Source organism: Micromonospora sp. PRAS1, from assembly GCF_059553435.1.
In genome coordinates, this window is the sequence record NZ_JCANNB010000010.1 from 182,709 (window position 1) to 208,151 (window position 25,443).

The window sequence follows — 25,443 nt, forward strand, 5'->3', positions numbered from 1 at the left end:
TCGATCCCGCCCTGGGGTGGAAGAGGCTCGGCGTACATCGTGGTGGGGGTCATGGTTGCTCCAGCAGCGCGGCCGCCGCCGCGGAGGGGGAGGTGAGGTGGTGTTCGGCAGCGGTCAGATCGATGCGGTAGCTCAGGTGGACCAGGTGCCGCTGCAGTGGAGCGTCCAGGTCAGCCGGGGTGAGTCGGGGGAATCCGGATCTGCTGGCGTGGTAGGCCGCGGCGCGGTGCACCCGGTACCTGTCCCGGCGGTACCTGTCGGCGTCCTCGGTGTGGTAGCCGACGGAGTCGAGGGCGTTGAGTAGGAGAGCGACGTCCGCGCCGGTGCCGAGGATCCTGTCGACGGCATCGGGTACACAGTCACCGGCACTGTCGCGTTCGAGCTGTTCGACGTACAGGTACAGGTCCGTGCCGGGTCGTTCGTCGAGTTGACCGGCTCCGTGGATGTCGACGATGAGGCGGTCGCGGTGGGTGGTCGCCTTGACCTCGACAGCTGCCTGCGCGGAGGTGAAGTCGGTACGTCCGTTGTGGGGTCCCGTCCACAGGTCGAGGGGTTGTGGGGCACCGCATGTGATGACGAGTTCGAGGAAGTGCAGTTCGGTGAGAAGACCGAGCAGCGCCTCCGGTCCGAGCAGCGGACCGGCTGCCGGGTAGAACAGCTCACGCCACCGGTGCAGGACGTCGAGGCAGACGCTGCCCGGGTCGCCGGGGCGTTGCTGCAGTTGTCGGCACAGTTCGTCGCTGAAGGTGGCGAAGATGTCGTTGAGTTCGGGGAGTTCGCAGGTGATGTCGGCGTAGCGCAACGCCCGGTGGGCGTCGTCCTCCAGGGTCCGGGTGGTGACCGTCACGCCGCGGCTGGTGGTGTCCCGCACGGTGGGTTGGCGGTGGGTCAGCGGGATGAGCAGGTGCCGTCGTCCGACGGCGTCGATGCCGACCGCGACCGGCCCGGCGGCGACCTGCACCTGGCCGTCCAGGACACTCATCTGCCGGGGTGGATCGGTCGTTTCCAACCGACGGAACATCTGCTCACTCCCGCCGGTCATGACCGCGTGCCGCCTGCGGCAGCTTCCCCGGCACGCTCGTCGGCGGCGTCGAGCTCGCCGATGTCGACAGTCTCGATCTCCTCGGCACCCGGGGTGAGGGTGGAGAGGTCGACCGCGACGTAGTCATGGTCCTCGGGGCCGCGGGCCTCAGGGAAGAACAGCCCGACACCCAGGACGTCATGCACGGCGCCGAGATCGGCTCTCGGGTAACCACGGGTGCTGTTGTCCCGCTCGACGGTGGAGTTCCTGCTGATGGGGTAGAGGCAGAGTAGTCCGGTGCCGCCGAGTTGCCCGTCGCGCAGTTCGCGCAGTCGCCGGTCGGTGGCCGCGCCGTCGATCATCTTCGAGATCCTGTACGTAGCGGGCAGATCGGCAACCCGGTCCATGGTGGACACTAGGGCCTTGATGTCGGCGTAGTCCGAGGGCACGGTGAGCCGACTCCGGTTGATCATGTTGTGCGTGCTGCCGCCGAGTTCCATCGTGCCGAGGTGGTCGCTGGTCTGTCCGATGACGACGATGTTCCAGGTACGCAACGCATCGTAGTCGTTCTGTTTGGCAATGTACTCGCACAGGGCCTCCGGGTGGAGGCTCGGGCTGCGCTCGTGGAAGCGGTAGTCGCGCAGGAACGCCATCACCCGCGATGCGGGTACGCCGGTCAGCGCGGTGCGGCCGGCGCGCACCGGTACCTCGCGGACCCCCGGTAGGGCACCGGCCGATGTCAGCAGACGCCCGGCCGCGTCGATGTTGTGCTGTAGCCAGTCCCGGTCGAGGTGTTGGAACTTGATGGTCTGCATGACCTGGGACCCGAAGCTGTAGCGGACGGTGATGCCCCCGCGCATCTTCGCGGCCGATGTCACCGCCATGGCCGGGTGTTTGCGGATCATCACCGCCAACTCCCGGGGTGTCTTGTGTTCGGTCTCGTACCGGTGGATCTGCTGGCGGATCTCGGCTTCGACGGTGGCAAGGTCGACGAACCACGTGGCGAGTTCCTCGGTCATCCAGATCCGGGGCAGGTCCTCGTACCCCCGGCGGTAGCCGAACCAGCGGCCCATCTGCAGCAGGGTGTCGTATGCGGAGGCGGCCCGAACAAAGTAGCTGCAGATCAGACCTTTGAGGGTCAGCCCCCGGGACAGTGTGTTGCCGCCGATGGCGATGGCGGTGACCGGCCGTTCGCCGTAGGTGAGTCGGACATCGGACTGATAGTTGTCGACCATCACGTCGATGTCGGCCAGGACGCCCGGAACCCGCTCGCACAGCTGCGACCACGGTACGGTCCGGCGTGCGAGGCCGGCGGCGGGTACCCGGGTCGTCTCCTGCTCCCACTGCCGGCGGAGCCGGTCCCGCACCGTGGTGTCCGTGTCCGACCAGGAGTTGTCGAGGTCCTTCAGGAACGCCCTGACGACCTCGGCGGTCCGCTGGTGGGCGGTGGCGCGCATCGATGTGTGGATCAACATGGTGGAGTCGGCGGGGCCTCCGTCGCGGCAGCGGCGGGCGGCGGTGGCCAGGACGAACCAGCGGACGGCGTCGGCGAGACTGTCGGTGACGGTAGGTGTCCAGTCCCCGAAGCCGGCGCGGGCGCCCGGTGGCCGGACGAGGGGGACCTCGTCGTCCGGCACCGTACGGACGACGTCCATCCCGCGGTTGACGGACCCGGTGTCGTAGGCGAGCAGGTCACGGCCGAAGAGCCGCTCGGCGCCGAAGTAGTCATCGGGAGGGGACAGATCGACGATGAAGTCGGCGGGGTAGAGATCGTCGGGCACGGTCGGATCGATGAGCAGGTTCGCGAACGGCGTCGCCGTGTAGGCGACGTAGGCGACCTTGGGCTTGCTCAGGATGCGGCGGATCAGATGGTTGATGGTCGAGCGTCGTCCCCGGGCTCCCACGTCGATACTGGCCTGATCGGCCTCGTCATCGATGACCACGATGGGACAGTCCTGAAGGATGGTTCCCGCGGCCTCCAGGAAGCGGGCGAGCTTACGCAGCCGGTAGGGGTTCTTCTTCACCACCGCGAGCAGACGCTGGTCGGGGTTGCTCAGCAGGTTCGCGGCGTTACGGGACTGTCTGTCGTCGAAGTCGGTCTCCCTGTCGGTCAGGAGGTGCCAGCGACCCCGGTCGTCGCCTACGAGCATCTCCTCGAGCCGCTCCTGCGTCTGCGCCCGCAGGTTGTCGGTGATCCCTGACAGGACCACCACGAACCGGTAGCGGGTGTCGCACAGTTTCGCGGCTACGGACATGAAGTTGGTCGTCTTGCCGCTCTGGACATGTCCGAGGACCAGCCCGCGGCTGTTGAACTGTTTCCTGCCGGGTGGGGGAACCAGTGAGACGACCTTGCTGGAGGCGTTGTCGATGCTGGTCAGCGGGGTTTCGTCCAGACCGGACTCTTTCAGACGGCGTTCGAGGGCAGGCCAGAAGGCATCGTCGGAGCGGCGGATGTACCACGGCTGCGGCTGGGCCGTGTCACCGGTCAGGACTCGGGGTTCGTGCAGGTGACGGGGGCGGCCGGCACGTGTCTGGTATTCCAGAATGGCGGCGTCGAGGATGTGGGCGGGCACGAACTTCCCGAGACTGCGCCGGATCGCCGGCAGTGTCCTGTTGCCGTACACGGAACTGGCGATCTGTTCGACGAGGTCGTTGAGGTCCTCGTCGCTGATCCGTTGCATCGCCGCCCTTCCGTCATGGTGTTGCTTCGATGTGCCCCGCTGAAACAGAGCGATGTTCGGTAAACACGTATACAGCATGACTGCGTGATGTCACCGCCCGTGGAGACGACTCGATCGTCCGGTCGGTCGGGCCGGACGCGCCGAGACGTCGGTGCCGCCCACCGATCCGACTCCCCGGAGGGTTCTCCCGGCGGGAAGCCACCGTCACCCGTCCATCCGGGCCAGGCTGCGCTGCCGGCGCCGGCGCCGGTAACGTTCGTGCACGTGACCGACCGCGCCGACGCAGAACCCACCGCAGTTGAACCCGTCGCCAGACGGGGGAAGTACCAGGTCAGACTGGTGCGCGGGCCCTTTGTGCAGTTGGCGCCCCACCCCGATGCTGTCGCTGACGCCGACGAGCTGCTGCGGTACGCCCATGCGGCCCGCCGGGAGGGACAGCGGTTGGCGGCGGACCTGTTCAGTGGGGCCGGCGGTCTGAGTCTCGGTATGCAGAACGCCGGCTACCGGGTCGTGCTGGCCGTGGACCACTACCCGGAGGCGGTCGAGACCCACCGGCACCACCACGGTGGTCTCAGCGTCAACTGGGATCTCGGTGAACCGGCGCGGATCCGCCAGGTCGCCGACCTCGTACGGGAGGCCGGTGTGGAGCTTCTGGCCGGCGGACCGCCGTGCCAGCCGTTCTCCAAGGCCGGCCGGTCGATGATCCGACACAAGGTGCGCCACGGTCTGCGTGACCCCTACGACGAGCGGCGGGACCTGTGGCGTTCGTTCCTGGAGGTCATCCGGCTGGCCCGGCCGCAGGCCGTGCTGATGGAGAACGTGACGGACATGGCCCTGGACAAGGAGATGTTCATTCTCCGGACCATGGTCCACGAGTTGGAGTCCCTCGGTTACGCGGTGGAGGAGAAGGCGGTCGACACCTTCCGCTACGGGGTTCCCCAGTTCCGACAGCGGCTCATCCTGGTCGGTCTGCGGGACGGCGTCGCCTTCGACTGGCCCGAGGAGCGGCCTGAGCGGGTCACCGTGTGGAACGCGATCGGCGACCTGCCGGAGGTGGAGGGCGGCTGGCGTCCGGAAGGGGGCGCCGAGGGCTGGGCGCCGTACGGCACGCCGGTGACCGGCTTCCAGCAGCGGATGCGGGCCGGGGTGCCGGACCGGGACGCGCACAAGGTCTTTGACCACATCACCCGTCCGGTACGGGACGACGACCTGCGGGCCTTCGAGATGATGGGACCGACGACCCGCTATTCGGACCTGCCCGACGAGGTCAAGCGGTACCGGGACGACATTTTCGACGACAAGTACAAACGTCTGGACGGCGACGACCTGTCGCGCACCATCACGGCGCACATCGCCAAGGACGGCTACTGGTACATCCACCCGCAGCAGAACCGCACGATTACTGTGCGTGAGGCAGCCCGGCTGCAGACGTTCCCCGACTGGTTCCGGTTCGCCGGCCCACCGTCGGCGGCGTTCAAGCAGATCGGCAACGCGGTACCGCCGTTGCTCGGGGAGCACCTGTCCCGGGCGGTCCGCCGGGCGGTGGACCACCCCCGGCCGGCGGCCGTGTCGACGCGGGAGGTCGCCTCGGCGCTGTCGACGTGGTTCGAGTCGGGTCAGGTCAGCGGCATTCCCTGGCTGCGCGCGGAGACGCGGTGGCAGGTGATTCAGGCCGAGATTCTGCTCGACCGCGCCCACCCCGAGGTGATGCGCAAGGTGTGGACCCTGCTGCGTAACTGGCGGCAGCCCCAGGACACCGTGTCCGCCGAGGAGAACCTGCGCCGCACCGGTGGGTTCATCTCCCGGGCGAACCGGGCCGGGACCGTCATCGAACTCGCCCAGCGACTGGCAGACGATCCGAAGGTGCTGCGCGATGACGACTCCCTGCGGCGGGTCCCGGGCCTCAACGACTCGGTCGCGGACCTCGCCGTCCTGGTCGTGCCCGCCGGTACCGAGGACGAGTCCGAGGAACCCGTCCTCGTGATCAAGGGTGTGCTGAGGGTCGCCGCCCGGTTCAGCGGTCACCCGGTCGACCGGCGGAACCGCCTCACCGACGGCCGGTTGGAGATCGCACGCATGATCGGCATCGACAGCGATGCCCGCGCCGCCCACCTGGGTCTGATCGAGCTCGCCAACACGCTGTGCCGCCCGGTGGAGCCCTTGTGTCAGCAGTGTCCGCTGGTCAAGAAGTGTGCGGGAGCGCGCACCGACCAGCCTCAGCTGTTCTGAACCGGCAGATCCGGTCGGTCATCGAAGCCGAGCAGTTGCCCGACGTCCGGGAACTGCTCGCGCAGCACCGCCTCGATGCGTTCCCAGGCCGCCCACTGGTCGGCCTGCATCGCGGCCATGCGCAGGGCGAGGCCGGCGGTGGCGGCTGCGTGCGTGGCCGCCCGCACTTCGGGTGACACGTCCACATCCGCGGGCACCGGTCGCGTCGGGCGCCGCGGGCTCTTGCGGTAGGCGTCGTTGGCCAGGATGCACAGCTCATTGACCGGTGCCTCCAGGATCTGCCGCAACTGGGCCGGCAGACTGACGCGCATCTTGGCGACATTGATGTTGAAGGCGGTGTCGAGATCGTTGTCGAAATCCAGTGCGGCCCTGGCGAGTTTCGTATGCTCGTCGATTCCCCGGATCCCACCCCATCCGCCCCACTGCACCAGCCGCTGGGAGCGGTAGACGTAGAGGCCCTGTTGCCGGTTCCAGTTCAGGGGCCCGGACTGACGTTCGAATTCCGCCACGGAGGAGAAACGGTCACGCGGCGGCAGGACGAACCGTCGGAGATGCACGAGTCCCGACCCGCCCTCCGTCTCGATCTCGAACTGCTTGCGGGGCAGCTCGTAGGTGTGCGACTCCTGCGGGGCGAACGGGTTCCACGGTTGCAGCTTCTGGCCGTTGACGGAGATCACCAGCGGTGCGGCTCCACCGGTGCCTTCCAGGAACCGGTGGAACACCATGCTGAGGTGTTGCGAGGTCCGTGCCGCCATGGACTCCAGGCGTCGACGGGCCCAGCCGCCCGAGGGGCGTTTCTCGGGCAGTACACGGTCGAGCGCCTGCCAGACGACCACTGTGCCGGGGCCCTCGGCCAGCCACTGCCGTGCGTGACGGGCCACGTGATCCTGCGAAGGCGGAGCCACCACGATCCACTGGTCCCATTCCTCCACGAGGTCAAGGTCCAGCTGTCGGGCGTGCGTCCGCGCCGATGGCCGGCTGCTGCGGCTGACGACGGTGAGCTTCCGACACTGTGACAGTGAGGCGGTCTTGAGACCGAGGCCGTACCGGCCGAGTTCACCGGGTCGGTATGAACGTCGGCTCCCGAACCGGAGAGCCTCGGTCAGCTGTCCGGCGGACATGCCGTGGCCGTCATCAGCGATCACGACACGGGAGTTCTGTCCGGCAAACTCGACCGTGACATCGATGCGTGTGGCGCCGGCGGCGACGCTGTTGTCGACGATGTCCGCCACCGCTGTCGGGAAGTCGTACCCGATGTCGCGCAGTGACCCGGTAAGCCGCGCGGCCGAGGGCGACACGTCGTACCACACCCGGTCCGGCATCGAGACCTCCGCTCACGTCCTGAAGGAGGACCAGGATGCCACAGGTGTCCTTCGCCTCACCGAACCGTCGGCGCGGCGGTACCTGACCGGCGCCGTGCCCGCCAGTGCTGCTCGACGACATCCGCCGCCGCGACCGGATCCTCATGTTCCCACACGTGCAGCACGGTCCAGCCGAGCGCTTCCAACGCCCTGTCCTTCTCGCGGTCGCGCTGCACATTGCGGTGCAGTTTCTGCTGCCACCAAGCGGCGTTGTTCTTCGGCAGCACCGCGTGGTCGGGGCACAGGTGCCAGAAGCAGCCGTCGACGAACACCGCCAGTCGTGCCCGCGTGAAGGCGATGTCCGGCCTGCCCGGCAGACCGGAATGGTTCACCCGGAACCGGAGGCCACGTCGGTGCAGTTCCCGCCGCAGGGCCATCTCGGGCTTGGTCCGTGACCGTGGCATCCGGCTCATCTGCGCCGACACGGCGGCGTTGAGAGCAGTGGGGCGGCGCGTCATCGCCGGAAACGCTACCGCTCCGACGTTCACGGCATCGTCTCCGGGTTCCGGTCCCGCGCGGATGGTTGTCGTGGCGGCGCGGCACCCGAGCGGGGGTGTCCCGCCTGTCGGGGCCGTCGATGAGGGCCGGAACCCTCCGTCCCGGCCGGTCCGATCATCGGTCCCGGGTCCGGCGGGAGGGTAGGGACACCGCTGGGCGCCCCACACCCCTGCGGCAGTGACACTGTGAATTCGGCTGCACACCCAGGGTGTTGCCTGTTGCTGTCGGGGATACCGGCTCCGACCGGCCCGGGAGATGGGTGTCGCCGACTCCCCATGACCGCCCGGCTGCCGCCTTCCCGGCGATCTCGGGGGCCGACCGCCGGATCCGCCGCCGCTGTCCGACCCGGGTCAACACACGGCTTCCGTGGCTTCGGGCACGGCGTCACCCAGACGGGCCCTCATCCGCTCCCTCAACCGGGGCAGCGCACTCCTCTCCAGTTGACGCACACGCTCCCGGCTGATCCCGAGCCGGCGTCCGATCTCGTCGAGGGTGAGCGGTTCGCCCGTGCCGACACCGGCCCGCCAACCCAGGATCGCCGCCGACCGTGGAGGGAGATCCGCCAACGAGGCACGGAGGATGGTCATCGTCTCCCGTCGCTGCGCCACGACGTCCGGCCGCACGGCGTCCCGGTCCGGGGTGACAAACTCGGCCAGCCGCGTGGCGCCGTCACCGACGAGCAGATCCAACGACGTCATACCGGCGTGCAGCGTCAAACACTCGAGAACCGTCTCCGGTTCGAGACCGACCTCGTGACAGATTTCCGACACCGTCGCCCGCCCGGAAAGGGCCAGCAGCCGGTCCCTGCCGGCCACCACCCGACGCACCTGGTCCACCTTGTGTACCGGCAGGCGGATGACGCGGCCCTCGTTGGCGACCGCTCTCGTCACGGCCTGACGGATCCACCAGACCGCGTAGGTGGAGAACTTCAGGCCGCGGGTAAGGTCGAACCGCTCCACCGCCCGCATCAGACCGATGACGCCGTGCTGGCCGAGGTCCTCCGTATCCAGTCCATGCCCCGCGTATCTGCTGGTGACGGCCTCGACGAGCCGACGGTTGTGCAGCACCATTGCGTCAAACGCCCGAGCCCGTTCGTCAGCCGCGTCCAGACCCGCCCGGTAGCCGTTCGGAACCTCCTCGTGCGGCAGGTACCGGTCCCCGCGCAGCAGGAGTGCCAGGCCGACCTCCTCGGACGCCGTCAGCAGCCGGTCCCAGGGGCGGGAGGCCCTCCGGTCCCTGTGCAGCAGCAGACGCGCCTCAGAGGTACTCCGTTCGATGAGTGCCGGGTCGGTCGCCCCCGCCGGCCCATCGTCCGCGGATGTCCCGGCGTCCTCCGGTTCGAGGATGTCCACATCCAGGCCGGTCACCCTGGCGACGACCTGCTGCCGGAGGGCGGGACGTGCCTCCCCGACGAGACCGAGAACGCTGTCCACCTCGCGTGCCCGCACAGTACCGTCACGGACGTGCGCCATTAGCAGCTTCACACACGTCTCGACAACTTCATCGTCGGTCGGAGCATCCATACCGGACAGTCTCGCTCCCGACGACCGAAGATCGGTAAGGCGTACCGGGGCTCCATCGTGCACAATCTGCCGGGTGCGGATGGTTCCTGAGGTGATTTCCCCGTCAGTGAGAAGCGCCGCCGAGGCTCGGATACACAGACATCTCAAACTCGTGGATGAGGGATGGAGCTTCGCGCTGCACAGCCTCAATCTGCCTGAACACGGCTGGAAGCGCGTCAGCGAGATCGACTTCGTCGTTGCGGGACGGCGCGGTGTGTATGTACTCGAGGTCAAGGGCGGACGGGTCAGCTGCACGAACGGCATCTGGACCCACGTCGACCGCGCCGGTACGGAGCGGCGACGCCGGGAGAGCCCCTTCGCCCAGGCGTCCAGCGCCATGTTCACCCTGCAGCGGCGCCTCGAGGACCGCCTCGGCCGTGAGGCGATGCGCCGGGTCACCGTCGGGTACGCCGTCGTGTTCCCCGATTGTCAGTTACCCGAACAGACCCCGGTGGAATGGGACGACGAAAACCTGATCGACCGTCGGCAGCTCGACCGGACGGACGGTCTGCACCGTGGCCTCAACCGGATGGCGGACTACTGGCGGGCGAAGCCCGGGGGGCGTCAGGCCACGCTCGAGGAACCTTTCCTGCGGGAGATCCTGCAGGCCCTGCGTCCCGACTTCGACGCGGTGCCCACCCTGCGCCAGATCGTCACGGACGCGGAGGCCGACCTCGTCGCCCTCACCGCCGGCCAGTACCGCACCCTCGACAGTGTCGAGCGCAACCCGCGGCTGCTCGTCGAGGGCGGCGCGGGGACGGGTAAGACCATGCTCGCCGCAGAACTGTGCCGCCGCTCCGCGGCGGACGGCAAACGGACGTTGTTCACCTGCCGCAGCCAGGTTGTCGCCGGATTCGTTCGGCACCAGCCCGGTATGCAGGACGTCCATGTCGTTCCGTTCGCCAACCTGCCGGCCGGCACCGACGGTGCCTTCGATGTCGTCGTGGTCGACGAGGCCCAGGACGTCGTCAACTTCACCGACCTGTCGTACCTGGACAGCCGGCTCGTGGGTGGTCTGACCGACGGCAGCTGGTACCTGCTGCTCGACAGCAACAACCAGCGGGGACTGGTCGGCTCCTGCGACGACGAGGCGTTGGCCTACCTGAGGTCGCTACGGCCCGCCGAGCTGCTGCTACGCGACAACTGCCGTAACACGCGGCAGATCGTCACCTCGACACAGCGGATGACCGGAGCGGACACCGGTGTCTCGTCCGCCGGCGAGGGACCCGAGGTGGTGTTGGTCAGCGAGCCCGACCGGGCCAGGCGGGCCGCCGCGGCCGGGGCCGAGCTGGACCGGCTGCACGAGAACGGGATACCGACCTCGGAGATCATCCTGCTGTCACCGCTGCCGCTGCAGGAGTCCCTGTTCGCGGAACTCCCGGCCCGGTGGCGGCACCGTGTCGACGTGCTCGACCTGCAGACGCTCCGGCGACCCACCCGGGGACGCGTCGCGTTCGCCAGGGTCGAGGACTTCAAAGGGCTCGAGAGCAGATTCGTCCTGTTGGCCGACGTCGGCACAGTGGATTCCCGACAGAACCGCGGTCTCTACGTCGGGATGACACGCGCGAGAGTCGGACTCTGGCTGGCCACCGCGGAACGGACGCAACAACGGAAGGACGACCGGTGAGCATCACGACCGACCCGACCGGCGCCGAGGAACGGACATTCGTCCTGGAATACCTCCGTCGCCAGCTGACGGGCCCCTGGAACGGCGAAGAGGAGGTCCTCACGGAGCGACCCGACCGCCGGTACCTCGCCGGCATCCTCTTTCCCCGCGAGGCGTCCGTCGACGCTGGCGACGGCGACGACATCGCCGACGACGCCCCGGTGCCCGGATCCGCCGACGGGACGGACGCCGACGAGGACCCGGTGGCGCTGGCGGGACAGATGCTGCCGAGTTCGGTGGGTCTCAGCTTTGTCACCAGCACCCGGTCCACCCTGCGCATCGAGGTGACGGCCGGACGGTACCTGCGGGAGGACCGGCAGAAGTGGCGACGTCAGTCGTTGGCGGCCACCGGCGACGAAGCCGTGTACGTCGAACCCCCCTCGACCGGACGGCAGAACAGGAAGTCCCTGTTCGACGGGGACGCCTGCGTCAACGTAGTCTGGCGCGATTTCGGTGGAGGGGCGCTCGTCACCGTGTCCCTCGTCAACAGGCGCACCCTGTCGGAACACGGGAGACTGGAGCCCTCCGACTGCCTGCTCCAGGTTAGCCTCCGGTGCAGCCCGGTCGACGCCGTCATCACCCCCTACCCGTCCACGCTGCGCCTGCACGTCGACCAGGAGGAGGAAGAGCTGGCGCTGCTCTACCGGAAGATCCCCGTCTTCGCCCTCGGGCACGGCGCCGCCGCGACCTGGGAGGCGCAGGGCGACCACGCCACGTCGGTGCAGACCACGTTCGTGCCCAGCCACGTCGTCCCCGACGTCGCGTTCGACCTCACCGGCGACAAGGAGGCACTGGGCCTCCGTTACCTCGCCGGGCTGGAACGGAACACGGCGGAGGTCACCGGGAGGTTACTCACCTTCGTCGACAACTACGACGACTGGGCGCGCGGGATCCACGCCCGCCGCCATGAGGTCGCACGACCTCTCGCCGCTGCCGCGGACCGGCTCCTGGAGCGCATAGACCGGGCCCGGGCACGGATGCGTGAAGGTGTGCTGCTCCTGCAGCGGGACCCCACCGCGCGACGGGCCTTCGTCCTGGCGAACAGGGCGATGCTGATGCAGATGGTCCGCAGCGGCCCCCCGTTCGCCGCCACCGGCCGGGACTGGGACGAGCCGGTCCCGGCGGCACCGGGTTATGACGACCCGGGACGACGCTGGCGGCCCTTCCAGCTGGCGTTCATCCTCCTGTCCCTGCCCTCGGTCGTGGACACCGGCCACGAGGACCGGGATCTCGTGGACCTGATCTGGTTCCCCACCGGTGGCGGAAAGACCGAGGCGTACCTCGGTCTGGTGGCCTTCACCGTCTTCCACCGCCGCCTGACGCTCGGCGACGCAGGGGCGGGCACCACCGTCATCACCCGCTACACCCTGCGGCTGCTGACTGCGCAGCAGTTCCAGCGGGCGGCCACCCTGATCTGCGCCAGTGAACTGATCCGCCGCGAGCACCAGGACGAACTCGGTACCCGACCGGTCACGATCGGAATCTGGGTGGGTGGCAACAACAGCCCCAACAGGTTCGCCGACGCCGTCGAACTGCTGGAGACCATCAGGAACCGGGAGCCCACGACCAAGAGTTTCCAGGTCGACGGGTGCCCCTGGTGCGGTACCCGGATACTCCCGTCAGGCGATGCCCCAGAACAGGCATGGGGGGTGAAGGCGGACAACAACAGCTTCCGCATGAACTGCCCCAACGCCTCCTGCGACTTCCACACCTCCCTGCCGGTCTCGTCGGTCGACGACGCGCTCTACACCGACCCGCCGACCCTGCTGGTCGCCACCGTGGACAAGTTCGCCCGGTTCACCCGCGAACCGCGGGCGGGGGCGTTCATCGGTGCCGGGCCGGACCCCGGCCCCGCGCTGATCATCCAGGACGAGTTCCACCTCATCTCCGGGCCGCTGGGCACCGTCGTCGGCCTCTACGAGGCGGCCTTCGACGTGGCGATGACCCGCCACGGCACCCGCCCGAAGATCGTCGCCTCGACGGCCACGATCCGTCGCGCCGACGCCCAGTCCCGCGGCGTCTTCGGACGTCCCATAGCCCTCTTCCCGCCCTCCGGCCTCGACGCCGACGACTCCTACTTCGTCCGGTCGGACCACAGCCGGCCCGGCCGGCTCTACGCCGGCGTCATGCCGCAGGGCCACACCCCCCTGACGGCGATGGTGCACCTGTCCGCGGCCATGCTCAACGCCCCTGTCGAGCTACCCCTCGGTCCGCAGGCCGCCGATGCCTACTGGACCCTCGTTGCCTACCACAACAGTCTGCGGGAACTCGGCAAAACGGTCACCCTGGCGCACGACGACATCCCCGCCCGCCTCGGAGTCATCGCACCCGCCGAGGACGACCGGCGTCACCTCGACGACGGTGAGATCATGGAGCTCACCAGCAACATTCCCCCGGCCGACATCCCCCGCCACCTGCAACGGCTGTTCCTGCAACGGGGCCAGACCGGAGCGGTGTCATTCGTACCCAGCACGAACATGATCTCCGTCGGCGTCGACGTGCCTCGACTCGGCCTCATGCTGGTCGTCGGCCAGCCCAAGACCACCGCCGAGTACATCCAGGCCTCGAGCCGGGTCGGGCGGCGCCAACCCGGCCTGGTGGTCACCCTGTACTCCCCATCCAAGCCCCGTGACCGCTCGCACTACGAATCGTTCATCCCCTACCACACCTCCCTCTACCGGGCCGTCGAACCGACCTCCGTCACCCCGTTCTCGGTGCCGGCCCGCACCCGGGCCCTGCATGCCGGCCTGGTGATCCTCGCCCGCCACGCGCACACCTGGCGCGACGACCGGGACGCCGCCGCGTTCGACCCGGACGACCCCGCCTGGCGGACCCTCGTCCAGGAGTTCATCGCACGTGCCCGGGCCGCCGACCCACACGAGGCCGACGACGTCGCCCGACACGTAGAACGGCTCGAGGAACACTGGGCCGGACTCGTCGACCGTGCCCACCCTCTCGGCGGTCTGACCTACACCGGCGGCGGACGTGAACGCATCCAGCTGCTGAGGAAGTTCGATGTCCCGGGACCGGGCTGGCCGACCCTCGATTCCATGCGCAACGTCGACACGGAGGCCCGGATGTCCGTGAGGGGAGAGGACAAGTGACCGACCGTCGGCTGCGACGCATGCAGGCACTGTCACCGTTCGGCGTGGGAGCGATCGTCGACATGCTCGGCGAATCCTTCGTCGCCGAGGACGTGACCCGCTGGAAGGGCCGGCGCACGACACTGAACGCCCCACGCGTCGCTGCTCACTTCGGGGTGGACGAGCTGCGCCTGCCCCCGGCCCACAACGAGGGCAGACTGCCCTACTACCGGTTCCCCCAGTGGCTGTTCTGCGGCACCTGCCGCACCATGACCCACTGGAGCGTCCGCCGGGAACGCGCCGGCAAGGCCCCCCAGTGCACCCACTGCAGAAGAGGACCCCAGCTGGTTCCCATGCGATTCGTCGAAGTGTGCGGCAACGGCCACCTCGACGACGTGCCCTGGGTCCAGTGGGCCCACTCCGGCGGTGGGCAGGGACGTGAGCAGCGCCAGTGCGGCCGCCCCGAGCTGCAGTTCGAGCACCTCACCACGGTGGGTGGCGGACTGGAGTCCCTCCAGGTCCGGTGCCGGACCTGCCGGGCCGCTAGGAACCTGTCCGACCTCACCTCGCCACACGCCCTGACCCGCATCGGCATCCGTTGCCGCGGCCGGCAGCCGTGGCAACGGGACTCCGAGGCGGTCACCTGCGACCAGACGCCCGTCGTCCTGCAGCGGGGCGCCTCCAGCGTCTACTTCCCCGACACCGGATCCGCGATCGACCTGCCCCCCGACTCCGACTGGGTCGTCTGGGGCGGCACCGCGGCGCGAGTCGAACAGAATCCCTACTTCGTGCTGCTGCACAAGGACCCCGAAGGCCCGATGCGCGACAACCTGATCAGCTTCGTCGCGGAACAGGAGAACGTCACCGAGAAGCAGGTGGTCGCCATCCTGAACGACCGTCTCGGCGCCACCGTCACCGACGCCGACTCGGAGACCTCCGAGGACCTCGCGGAGCGCGAATGGAAGGCGCTGACCCACCCGCGCGACGAACACCATCCCGACGACCGCTTCATCACCCGGCCCACGCCCTTCCCAGCTCCCGCGGGGCACGGGGCACTCGACCCCGTCGTCGACCGCCTCAGGCGGCTGATATCCGACATCATCCTGGTCGACCGGCTACGGGAGGTCCGGGTCCTGCGGGGCTTCCGTCGCCACACCATGGACACCCGCATCCCGGCCGACCTCGGGGCCCGCAGCAGCTCCCTGCCTGCCGTCGAGGTCTACGGCGAGGGCATCTTCCTCGTCCTCGACGAGGACAACCTCCGCCGCTGGGAGCTCCAGACGCCGGTCGTGAGGCAGGCGAACACGCTGCACAGGCGTTTCACCGGCAGCATGCACGCCAGGTGGATCGAGGCCACTCCCACTCCACGGCTCGTCCTGCTGCACACCTTGGCCCACCTCCTGATGCGCCAACTGGCCTTCGACGCCGGCTACCCCTCCTCCTCGCTGCGCGAGAGGATCTACGCCAACACGCCGGGCGCCGATACATCGATGGCTGGGATACTCATCTACACCGCCGCGGGCGACGTCGAAGGCACTCTCGGCGGACTTGCCCGCGCCGGTGAAGCGGAGCGGCTGGTCACGACGGTCGCCGCCACTCTCGCCACCGCCCGCTGGTGCTCCCTGGATCCCGTGTGCCGCGAATCGACCGCGCAGGGCCCCGCCGGACTGTCAATGGCAGCCTGCCACGCCTGCGCCCTGGTCCCCGAAACCAGCTGCACGATGGGCAACGTGCTGCTGGACCGCACTCTCGTCATCGACGACGGGTACGGCTTCATGCGGGAACCCCTGGCCGAGCTCATTGCCGCCCAGGCAGGTACGGCATGACACTCCAGCTACCCCCGATCACCCGGCTCGGTCCCGCCCAGCGCGACGTGCTCGCCCTCCCCTTCGAACAGTCGCATCTCGTCACCGGAGGCCCGGGAACAGGCAAGACCGTCACCGCGATCTACCGGGCCGCTGCCCTGCACAGGTCGGGCAGACCGACGGTGATGCTCATGTACAGCAAGGTGCTCTCGGCCTACACGCGGACCGCAGTGGCGCAGATCGGCACGGCGGACATCGCTACGACCTACCACAAATGGATGTTCGCATTCTGGCAGGGACACTACCGGCGCAGCCCTCCGATGCTCGAACGATACGAGATCGACTGGATGGCCTGCCTCACCCGGATCATGAACGAGCCACCTGCCTTTGAACAACGACCGTACTTCGTCGTCGACGAGGGTCAGGACATGCCGCCCGCGTTCTACGTCGCACTCGGCGCCCTCGCCTCGTCCGTGAGCGTCTTCGCCGACGAGAACCAACGCATCGGGCAACGGCAGAGCACCATCCGCGAGATCGCCGCCGCGGCAACAACAGGCGATCCGGTCGTGCTTCCCCGCAGTGTGCGCAACAGCCGTCAGATCCGCGCCCTCGCCGACCACTTCCAGACCGGCGACGGCACCGCGGACACACTGCCGGACGGCCCCACACCCCGCCTGCTCAGGGTCGACCAGACATCCGAGGTGGCCGACCACCTGCTGCGGCACGAGAAGCAGCACCCTAGTAGCACCATCGGCGTCATCCTGCACCGCGCCAGGGACGTCTTCAGCTACCACCACCAGCTGCGCGGCCGCACCGTAAACCCCGTACAGGGCTACGTCAGCGGCGCCCGCGCCGAGGGCCTCTCGGACCCCGCCTTCAGCGGCCCGGGCATCAAGCTCATCACCTGGCAGAGTGTGAAAGGCCTGGAGTTCGACGCGGTCTTCGCACCCGAACTCCAGCACGTCCCCGGTGACATCACCAACGACCATGTACGGATGGGCATGTATGTACTCATCACCCGCGCGCGGCGCGACCTGACCTTCGTGTACCGGGGAACAGGTGAACCGGCAATCGTCGAGGCGCTACCGAAGGAACTGCTCGACCTCTCGGACTACACCCCCTGACAGCAGGCCCCGACGGTCTGCTGTCAGGGGGTGCGGTGGGGAGACACCCCTCCGCAGACGACCGGAGGTCAGGAGGACGAGTCGCCCACGGCCCCCGGAGGACACCGGGCCTGACCGGGATGCACAAGATCCGCGAACACCGGAAGAAAGGTACGTCCATGGGCCCCGTCGACGACCCGCCGAACGCATGGCTGATGCTGGCCACCGGAGCAGACCGGCAACACGGCGGCAACGATGGGTACGACGACGACCCGGACGTGCACTACAGCTGGGACGACACCGTCCCGAACGCCCGTACCGTCGCAGTCGGCGACAGGATCGTCCTGTGGGACAAGAAAGCCGTCATCGGTGCCTCCCTGATCGAGGCCATCGAAACAGGCTCTGCCGAGAAGATTCTCTACCGCTGCCCACGGTGCAACGGCGCGAACATCAAGCGACGCAAGCGACAGTCACCGCAGTTCCGCTGCTTCCCGTGCTCGGACACGTTCGAGACCGCCTCCACCCGGGTCGCACGCGTAGAAACCTTCCGCACCCGCCACGACGCCAACTGGATCGACCTCGGCGGCTGCCTCGACGGCCAGACCCTGCGCGCCCTCTGCGTCTCCCCACGCTCCCAACTCAGCATGCGGGCACTGCGATGGGACGCATTCCTCGAGGCACTGGAGAACGTCGGTAGATCACGGGCCGTCGCAGCCTTCCACACGTCGACCGCCCAGCAGCGGCCGGGCAGGGACGGCCACCGGCAGGTGCGGGTCCGCGTACGGGTAGGCCAACGCGAGTTCAGGCGACGCCTGCTCGCGACCATGGGACCCGTCTGCGCGTTCACAGGACCCGGTCCCGCCGCTGCGCTGGAGGCCGCGCACCTCTACAGCTACGCCGCAGTCGGTCTGCACCACGACGACGGTGGACTGCTCATGAGGCGTGACCTCCACCGCCTCTTCGACCAGGGAGACATCGCCGTCGACCCGAACACCCTGACAATCAGCCTGCGTGAGGACCTGCTCGCGTACCAGGGCTACGCGACTCTGGACGGCCAGCGGCTCGCGATCACGCCCGAACCCGGTCACATCGCCTGGATGGAGAAGCACTGGATCCAGCACCGCGTCGAGGCCGAGTGAAGTCCGCCCATACCAAGGCCAGGCCTACACCGGACCCGATTCCGGCCGACCGGCGTCGGTCTCTGGGTGAGGACCACACCCGGATGGTGTCCCAGCTGCACCAACTGCTGCTGGACCTGACTGCGGGTGGGGCAAAGAAGAATCTGTCCGCCGCTCAGGCCAAAGCGTTGCTGGCCGCGGTCCGGCCGCGTGACGCGGTCGGCAAAGCCCGACGGCGGGTCGCCGCGGAGTTGATCGGGGATCTCGAACGGATCTACCGACGCTCCAAGGAAGCTGACAAGGAACTCAAACGTGAGCAGCCAGCATTCGCGCAGGACACCGTCGTCGCCGCAGTGCGGCCGCGTCGGCTGGCCCGGCCGGCGGGGCGCACCCGCAGGGCGAAGAAGTGCCCGGACAGCTCTGCGACAGGCCGGTTCGGGCCGCGGCCGGGTGCGGGTAGCCGGGCACGCCAGCGCACCAAGCTTTTTGCGTGGGCGAGGGCGAGGTCCTTCAGGTGGCGAGCAGGGTGGGGTAGTTCGGTGTGGGGTGCTTGCCGACTCCGGTGTAGGGAACCTCGACGGGATAGGCGTCGCCGGGTTGAGCGCTGGTGCTCGACGTGGTCGCCACGATGTAGCTGATGCCGCGTTCGGTCAGGCCCTGGCGGAACTCGGCGGCCTAGCCGTAGCCGGCGTCGGCGCAGCGGCGGACGCAGCCCTCATTCGGCCAACTCATCGAGCATTTCCAGAACCATCAGCCACTTCGGCCGGTGCCGCTCAGTGTCGGGACCTTCGACGCTGTGCGCCGCCGGCGGATCTGGTCGATCCGCTCGGCGGGCAACACCTGCTGGCGAACATGTGGTTCTCCGCTCCGGTCTGGTCGAGGGTGACCGGCTGTTGGTGCAGCCGACGGGCGTGCGAGTTCACGGGCTTGCCGTCCGGGCCGGGCACGCACGTGTCGTCCCAGGACTCGGGCACGATCAGTCGCCAGTTCACCACCGCCGACGCCGTGTCGGACGCCGCATGGACGCTGATGGCGATCTGGCAGTGGGGGATCTTGCCGAGCGTGCCGGGAGTAAGCAACACACGCAGAAGCCTTGCCGTCCTTGGGAAACCCCGGTGTCATCCAGCACCCCCACACGGGGCGCCACCAGATCGACAGCGTCCGTCGCCAACCGCCGACGCAAACCAGGCATCCCAAGTGGACGAGATCAGGACCCCTGCTAGAGGCGCACGATCGATGGTGTGCACGAGTTCCTGACAAAATGATCTCTAGCTCTGTCCCGCTTTGTAGAGGATAATCAGCGATGGCGGGCCGTGCTTCGGTCGACTGCTGTCCTACCGGGAGGTTCCTCTATCCGGACCAACGACAGGCCGCCGCGTACTTGTTCAACCCGCGATCACGATCAGGGGCTTATATAAGTGCTGAGCGGCTTGGCGAATGAGGCAGGAATGGGTGTGGAGGAGACCGATCGACGTGCACAGCATGAGGGACGAAGCATGGCACCACTTCATGAACCGCTCTTGGGCTGTTCATGTGGTTCCCTCGCGGAGCCTGCGTTGCTACCGGTGTCCGGCCGATTCGTGGACCATGGAGTTTCGTTGCCGAGGTGGTCATGAAGTCCTTGCCAGCGATCGCGGCACCCGCGAGATCGACATCGTTAGCGGTAGGCCGCCAACAAGGACTCTGCTCTGACCCTAAACGGCCACCGTTGCGCTGCAAAGCCAACCCCGCTAACACCCGCCGCGATTTCCACCATCGCGCTAACACTTCACGGCCGACGACATACACAAGCCATCACCGAGACGCTAGAGGAGAAACGACGGGCCCTGCCGCTGAGGAACCTTTAGGTTGGAGCGCGTGCTGGTATTGAGGCAAGTGCTCGCGCGACACGCAGCGTACGAATGGAGCCGATGTTGGAGTATTGCCCGTTCGAGATAGATGCAGACCAGGACAAGTTCGATCTTGTAACTGTTTCCACAGAGACAGCTTACGGATCACTTGTAAGTAGGGTTAGTCGAAAACATGTATCAAAAGTTGGAACGGTTTACATTCACGGCATAGCGGCCGATTGGAGTACATGGACGCCGATGCTTGCTGCAGAAGCGTCGATGGCGTCTGACCCACACGACAAAATAATTGTCGATCTTCCCGGATTTGGCGATTCGGAGAATAGGCTGGATCGGCTCGACCTAGCGGGCGTCGGCGAAGCGATCTTGGCTACCGCTTCTTCGTTGGGCTATCGGAAGATCCGGATCGTGGGCCATTCCTTGGGCGGCTTCATGGCACTAGACATGGCCAGCAGGAACCCCGACAGAATCATATCACTGCATTTGGCGGCTGGGCCGTTCTACTCAATACTAGCCACGCTGCAGCATCCAATAGCGAGCATACTCCAGTGGCCGCAGACTGCTATAACGTTCGAAGTTCAATACCTGCTAGCAATGACGGGTAGGTTTGGTACTACATTTCTCAGATTCATAAATCGACTCGGACTCTTTCGATGGCTGCTGTCGCCGGCCGCAACACATCCAAAGCAGCTTAAGGAGTCGGTAGTGAAGGCTTTGCTAAGCCAGCACAATCCTCAGGGCTTCCTCCTAATGGCCGCCAACGCAGCCGGATACGATCCGAAAAGTCAGTGGTCGAAGGTGCGCTGCCCAATCTTAGCGACGTTCGGCGAAAGTGACGTACTTGTGGGAGCGAGGGATATGATGCGCTTTCTGCAAGACCAACCGAATGCGAAGTCCACGTTAATATCTGACTCGAGCCACTTGCACCACATCGAGCGTCCTATCGAGGTAGCAAAGGCGCTGCAGCTCTGGACGCGGGCATAGTGAAGCCTACGGTGGAGGACGGCAAGAAACCGGCACCGAGTGACAAGCCGACTCTTCTCCACCTCAGACGCTGGACGTCAATTGCACGTCGCACTATTGGAGGTCTTGCCCTACTGGTTGACTTTAGCAAGATGGGTCTAATGTCCCAACTGCTGAAGGGGGGAAATGGCGTAGTTCAGTCAGTCCGCATACGCCTTGTTGGGGCAGGGATCATCCGTGGGAGAAGCGGATTCTGGCCCGCCATCGTAACGAGTGTCAGGCACGAGGTCCTATGGCTGGGCGGGCTGCCACTCGCAACCTTTGGTGCCGTGCTTGGAGCCTCGGCCCTAGCCGGTGTTGCCTACAGCCCTGCCTGCGATAGCGCCGGAAGATTCGCCGCTAGCCTCTTCTTTCTCCCATCGCCTGGGCCTTCGGCATGCACCAGTGTTCCCTTCCTGGCCGATATACCGCTAATGGTGTTCACCTTCACGTCGCCATTCGCGTTGGTCGCATATCATCTCCTGCGTCGGCGCCTTTCAAGGATTGTCGATGCAGTCAGGGTGACGGGTCTTCTCACGCAGACGAGGGCTACGGAGAATCTCGCCAAGTTGGTCCGAAAGTTTGAAGCGAGCATAGACTTTAAGGCGCCGCTCAGGGCTCTCCACATTTTTCTGTCGATCGCATTAACGGTCTGGCTGTATTCACGATACATTAGTCATGGATATCTGTTCGAAATCCTAGCATCCACGGACCAGTACGGCATTTCCAACGTCGAAGTGTTACGAGACGGCTGGTGGGCCAACTACCATCACCGCCCCGCTATGGCAGTAATTGCTATTCTGGTTGGCTCGCTAGGGGTTTACTACGCAACGCGCGCCGGATGGTTGTACCTAAGGCTAGGCGTGGTCCTGTTGGCGACCCGCAAACTACCTCCAGAGGCCATCCCATTCGAATACGTTCCAAGATGGCGCGACGACAGTTACGGGTGGAGTCCTGTCACTGGGATGCTGATGCTAATTTATGTTTCCACCGTGAACTTCGCGTTGTCAATGCTGGCAATTGTCGACATCTTGCGTGGCGCGCAATGGACTTTTTTGGTCTCAATGGCAATGGCTACTATTGGAGTTCTGTCCAACCTTGTCATTATTGCGGCGTCCTTTAGTCGAATGCTGGAAGCTCACAAATCAGTGCAGGAGAGTCTACGGCGGCGCCTTATCGATGAGGAGGCTCGTGAAAGTCCCTCCGAGGCTAGGCAGGTGATTATTTTCGTAGCTGATACCGCCCCGTCATGGCTGCTGACTCGCCCAGGAACTGGGAACGAGCGACGTCTGAGTACTGGACAGTTTATAGTTGCCGCCACAGACCTGATCACTTGGCGAAGTATACCGATCGCGAATATCGGCGGTGGAATCCTCAAAATTTTACCGGGCCTGTATGCACTTTTCCAGTTCGTTCGGGTTTCTACTCAGTTGTGATGCCGGTCAAGAACAACCCAAACCTTCTAAAGTGCCTCTCGCGCAACAAGGCAAGGCGTCGAAAGGAGTGAGCGCCCAATGCAGTAGTTTTGGGCGGCAGTTTTGCAGGAGTGGTTGTTAATGCTTGCGTTAGGGAGACACTATGAGCGTTTCTGGATCCACCTCAGGCGGGACGGTCAGGGCAAGCGCGCCGATGCTAGACACACCGCAAACCAGGGCCGCCCACATTACGATGTGGATCTTCGTAGTAGGCCCTCTGATTGCTCTTATTCTCGCGATTCCACTCGTGTGGGGCTGGGGAATATCGCCTCTCGATCTTGCAATGATGCTCACCGGCTACCTAATTACCGGGCTCGGAATATCGGTTGGGTATCATCGGTGCTTCACGCATCGCTCCTTTCGGGCTCGTCGCGGTCTGAAGATAGCCTTGGGGGTTGCTGGATCGCTCGCGGTCGAGGGATCGCCTGTCCAGTGGGTGGCTAATCATCGAAGGCATCATGCATTTTCCGACCGCGAAGGCGATCCCCATTCGCCATGGCGTTACGGCAGCGACGCGAATTCTGTGCTCAAGGGACTCATCTTCGCGCATCTCGGATGGATGCTTAAGGGCGAGCTGAGTTCTCGCAGGAGGTTTGCCCCGGACATTGATGCGGATCCGGATCTCCGGCTCATCGGCCGCCTGTTCGCGCTATTCGCGGCGGCGTCACTCCTAGTTCCCGGTGTGATTGGTGGCATGGTTTCTGGTACTTGGAATGGTGCCTTGACAGGGTTCTTCTGGGCAGGGGTGATACGCATGGCTGTTCTTCATCATGTTACATGGTCCGTCAACTCAATCTGTCACGTTGTGGGGAGCCGTCCATTCCCAAGCCGCGATCGCGCTGCCAACTTCTGGCCGTTGGCGATTATTTCGTTTGGTGAAAGCTGGCACAATTCCCACCACGTAGATCCCGCCTGTGCTCGTCACGGGGTTCTACCCCATCAGATCGATATGGCGGCTCGCGTGATCTGGGTCCTTGAGAAGGCCGGATGGGCCTGGAATGTTCGCTGGCCTCAGGTCGATACAGAGGGCCGAGAACTTCCTATTCATGAGCTCAGACGCAATGCCGTGTCATCCGCGAAGGGTTAGGTTCGATGATTCGTGCGCTCAGCGGACCTAGAGGTGAGAGTGCGGCTCATCTGGCTTCGTAAGCTCGTCGTCGCCTGCTGGTGGAAGTCCGGTCCGGGTAGCTGACAGGAAGTCCAGTAGCAGGCTGGAGGCTCGCTCTGGAAACGGGTCGGGTCGAAGCCCGGCGTCGAAAGCCCTAAGCCCTGTCAGGGGGAGTGACTGAGCGGTCCGTAGTATGACGCGAAGCCTGCGGCATCGTTAGAGGTCTCGCCCGTTGAGGTGGGGCAGAGGGAGTGGCCCTGCCCCGCCCCGCGAATTCAGGGTGAAGGCCATGGAAGCGGTGTAGCTCCTCGATGCAGCCGCGAAGGAGTCCTCCGACGTATTGAGGGCAACAAGTTGATGGGGTCGGGCTGACGCTGCCGGTCTGGGTGGGCGGCAGCCGGCGCTGCGGTGCTGCAAGCGCCGCCGGTGTTGCGATGAGCCCGGCTGTCGGCGGGGCGTTCACTGAGGCGGTGTCTGCCGTGCTGGCGCGCAATCGATGTTGCGGGCGGCAGCCGACGCGGCGGTGGCCGACGTCGGACGCACGGTGGTGTGGTCGGCGCGGGATCATGACCGAGGGCGCGTCGACGTCTAGGACCACCACACCTGCTCCGATCTCCCGACCTCCGGCGCGGGCTGCTGGCGGCCGGTGGAGCAACGACCACACCCGCGCCCAGCCCTCCGCCCGCGCCTGGGCGATGCGCCCCCGTTACCTTTTGATCGTCCCCAGCCGGGGACTCCTCGGTCGCCCGGCCCGGTATGACTTCCTGCCCCTGTCGTGTGGATGATCCGGGGGGTGTTGTCGCCGGGTCGGGTGGCGTCGGCGGACCGCTGATAGGGACACGGCCGCCCCGGTGTTCGGGGTTGGTCTCTTCGTAACGTGGGTGCCGGCAGTCCGACGCTCAGACCCGGCGGCCGAGGTAGGTGACGAGGTGAGGGAGGCGTGGGGTGCACGGCGACTACGGCGTGTTCCTCGGGTTGGACGTCGGTAAGGACGGTCACCACGCGGTCGGGCTGGCCCCGGACGGCAGACGGTTGCACGACGCGGCGTTGCCGAACACTGAGGCCCGGTTGCGGCAGTTGTTCGACAGACTCGCCCGGCACGGCCGGATTCTGGTGGTGGTCGACCAGCCGGCCTCGATCGGCGCCCTGCCGATCGCGGTGGCTCGGGCGTGTGGGCATCAGGTGGCCTACCTGCCCGGTCTGGCGATGCGTCGGATCGCCGACCTGCACCCCGGCAACGCGAAGACCGACGCCCGCGACGCCTACGTCATCGCGGACGCGGCCCGCACCCTGCCGCACACCCTGCGGCGCGTCGACGTCGGCGACGAAACCCTGGCCGAGCTGGAAGTCCTGGTCGGCTTCGACGACGACCTCGCCGGCGAGGCCACCCGCATCTCGAACCGCATCCGCGGGCTGCTCACCCAGATCCACCCCGCACTCGAACGGGTCCTGGGGCCGAAAGTGCAGCACAAGGCCGTACTGGAACTGCTGTCGCGCTGCGGTGGACCCGCCGGGCTACGCAAGGCCGGCCGACGCAAACTGACCTCCATCGCCGGCCCACACGCCCCGCGCCTGGGCGACCGGCTGGTCGCCCAGATCATGACCGCCCTCGACGAGCAGACCGTCACCGTCCCCGGCACCCAGGCAGCGGAGACGGTCCTGCCCCGGCTGGCTGACAGCCTCCGTGACGTTCTGCGACAACGCGACCAGGTCGCCGACGAGGTCGAGAGGATGCTCGATGCGCACCCTCTCGCCGAGGTCCTGACCTAATATTGAGCCGTAACCCAAATATGTCGTTATCGTTGGGTATGTATGGGTGTTGTGGTGTCTGATACGCGGTCTCTTTCCTCTGCGGCGCAGGAGGATCTGCGTCGTCGGGCGGTG

General features: G+C 66.5%; 14 protein-coding genes and 2 pseudogenes. 10 read left to right on the forward strand and 6 right to left on the reverse strand.

Features of this window, described 5'->3' with window-relative positions:
* Positions 1 to 49 precede the first annotated feature (49 nt).
* Both AC507J_RS12650 and AC507J_RS12655 read right to left on the reverse strand, forming a co-directional pair.
* Positions 50 to 1,042 (reverse strand): PD-(D/E)XK motif protein, encoded by a 993-nt coding sequence (locus tag AC507J_RS12650; protein ID WP_496289321.1) that lies wholly within the window; start codon positions 1,040 to 1,042, stop codon positions 50 to 52.
* Complete coding sequence (locus AC507J_RS12655; protein ID WP_496289322.1) at positions 1,039 to 3,702, reverse strand: Z1 domain-containing protein; 2,664 nt, start codon at positions 3,700 to 3,702, stop codon at positions 1,039 to 1,041. The genes AC507J_RS12650 and AC507J_RS12655 overlap by 4 nt, the downstream gene beginning before the upstream one ends.
* A 339-nt stretch (positions 3,703 to 4,041) precedes the next feature.
* Here AC507J_RS12655 and AC507J_RS12660 point away from each other — a divergent pair, with 339 nt between their 5' ends.
* Positions 4,042 to 5,931 (forward strand): DNA cytosine methyltransferase, encoded by a 1,890-nt coding sequence (locus AC507J_RS12660; protein WP_496289323.1) that lies wholly within the window; start codon positions 4,042 to 4,044, stop codon positions 5,929 to 5,931.
* Here AC507J_RS12660 and AC507J_RS12665 read toward each other — a convergent pair.
* The 3 genes from AC507J_RS12665 to AC507J_RS12675 form a co-directional block, all read right to left on the reverse strand.
* Entirely contained in the window at positions 5,919 to 7,253 is a 1,335-nt protein-coding gene (locus tag AC507J_RS12665; protein WP_496289324.1) for an ATP-binding protein, read from the reverse strand. The two genes, AC507J_RS12660 and AC507J_RS12665, sit on opposite strands and share 13 nt — an antisense overlap.
* 56 nt (positions 7,254 to 7,309) lie before the next feature.
* Positions 7,310 to 7,750, reverse strand: coding sequence for a very short patch repair endonuclease (locus AC507J_RS12670; protein ID WP_496289325.1), 441 nt, complete (start codon positions 7,748 to 7,750; stop codon positions 7,310 to 7,312).
* A 390-nt stretch (positions 7,751 to 8,140) separates the two neighbouring features.
* Positions 8,141 to 9,313: a sigma-70 family RNA polymerase sigma factor gene (locus tag AC507J_RS12675; RefSeq protein WP_496289326.1), complete on the reverse strand. Its 1,173-nt coding sequence runs from the start codon at positions 9,311 to 9,313 to the stop codon at positions 8,141 to 8,143.
* A 79-nt stretch (positions 9,314 to 9,392) separates the two neighbouring features.
* Here AC507J_RS12675 and AC507J_RS12680 point away from each other — a divergent pair, with 79 nt between their 5' ends.
* The 5 genes from AC507J_RS12680 (at position 9,393) to AC507J_RS12700 (ending at position 18,148) form a co-directional block, all read left to right on the forward strand.
* Complete coding sequence (locus AC507J_RS12680) at positions 9,393 to 10,979, forward strand: nuclease-related domain-containing DEAD/DEAH box helicase (RefSeq protein ID WP_496289339.1); 1,587 nt, start codon at positions 9,393 to 9,395, stop codon at positions 10,977 to 10,979.
* On the forward strand, positions 10,976 to 14,122 hold the full coding sequence (locus AC507J_RS12685) for a helicase-related protein (protein WP_496289327.1): 3,147 nt from the start codon (positions 10,976 to 10,978) through the stop codon (positions 14,120 to 14,122). The genes AC507J_RS12680 and AC507J_RS12685 overlap by 4 nt, the downstream gene beginning before the upstream one ends.
* Positions 14,119 to 15,927 carry a DrmB family protein gene (gene drmB / locus AC507J_RS12690; protein WP_496289328.1) on the forward strand — a complete coding sequence of 603 codons (1,809 nt, stop codon included), beginning with the start codon at positions 14,119 to 14,121 and terminating at the stop codon, positions 15,925 to 15,927. The genes AC507J_RS12685 and drmB overlap by 4 nt, the downstream gene beginning before the upstream one ends.
* On the forward strand, positions 15,924 to 17,030 hold the full coding sequence (locus tag AC507J_RS12695) for an AAA family ATPase (RefSeq protein WP_496289329.1): 1,107 nt from the start codon (positions 15,924 to 15,926) through the stop codon (positions 17,028 to 17,030). The genes drmB and AC507J_RS12695 overlap by 4 nt, the downstream gene beginning before the upstream one ends.
* 158 nt (positions 17,031 to 17,188) lie before the next feature.
* The gene (locus AC507J_RS12700; RefSeq protein WP_496289330.1) at positions 17,189 to 18,148 is read left to right on the forward strand and encodes an HNH endonuclease; all 960 of its coding nucleotides are present in this window, start codon (positions 17,189 to 17,191) and stop codon (positions 18,146 to 18,148) included.
* Positions 18,149 to 18,441: 293 nt separating this feature from the next.
* Here AC507J_RS12700 and AC507J_RS12705 read toward each other — a convergent pair.
* Positions 18,442 to 19,341 (reverse strand): annotated as a pseudogene (locus tag AC507J_RS12705) (transposase); the annotation flags it as partial.
* A 687-nt stretch (positions 19,342 to 20,028) separates the two neighbouring features.
* On the opposite strand from AC507J_RS12705, the gene AC507J_RS12710 reads away from it, so the two are divergent.
* The 4 genes and pseudogenes from AC507J_RS12710 to AC507J_RS12725 form a co-directional block, all read left to right on the forward strand.
* Positions 20,029 to 20,958, forward strand: coding sequence for an alpha/beta fold hydrolase (locus tag AC507J_RS12710; protein WP_496289331.1), 930 nt, complete (start codon positions 20,029 to 20,031; stop codon positions 20,956 to 20,958).
* Between the two features lie 455 nt (positions 20,959 to 21,413).
* Positions 21,414 to 22,412 carry a hypothetical protein gene (locus AC507J_RS12715; RefSeq protein ID WP_496289332.1) on the forward strand — a complete coding sequence of 333 codons (999 nt, stop codon included), beginning with the start codon at positions 21,414 to 21,416 and terminating at the stop codon, positions 22,410 to 22,412.
* 142 nt (positions 22,413 to 22,554) lie between these two features.
* The gene (locus AC507J_RS12720) at positions 22,555 to 23,538 is read left to right on the forward strand and encodes an acyl-CoA desaturase (protein ID WP_496289333.1); all 984 of its coding nucleotides are present in this window, start codon (positions 22,555 to 22,557) and stop codon (positions 23,536 to 23,538) included.
* 966 nt (positions 23,539 to 24,504) lie between these two features.
* Positions 24,505 to 25,326 (forward strand): annotated as a pseudogene (locus tag AC507J_RS12725) (IS110 family transposase); the annotation flags it as partial.
* Between the last annotated feature and the right edge of the window lie 117 nt (positions 25,327 to 25,443).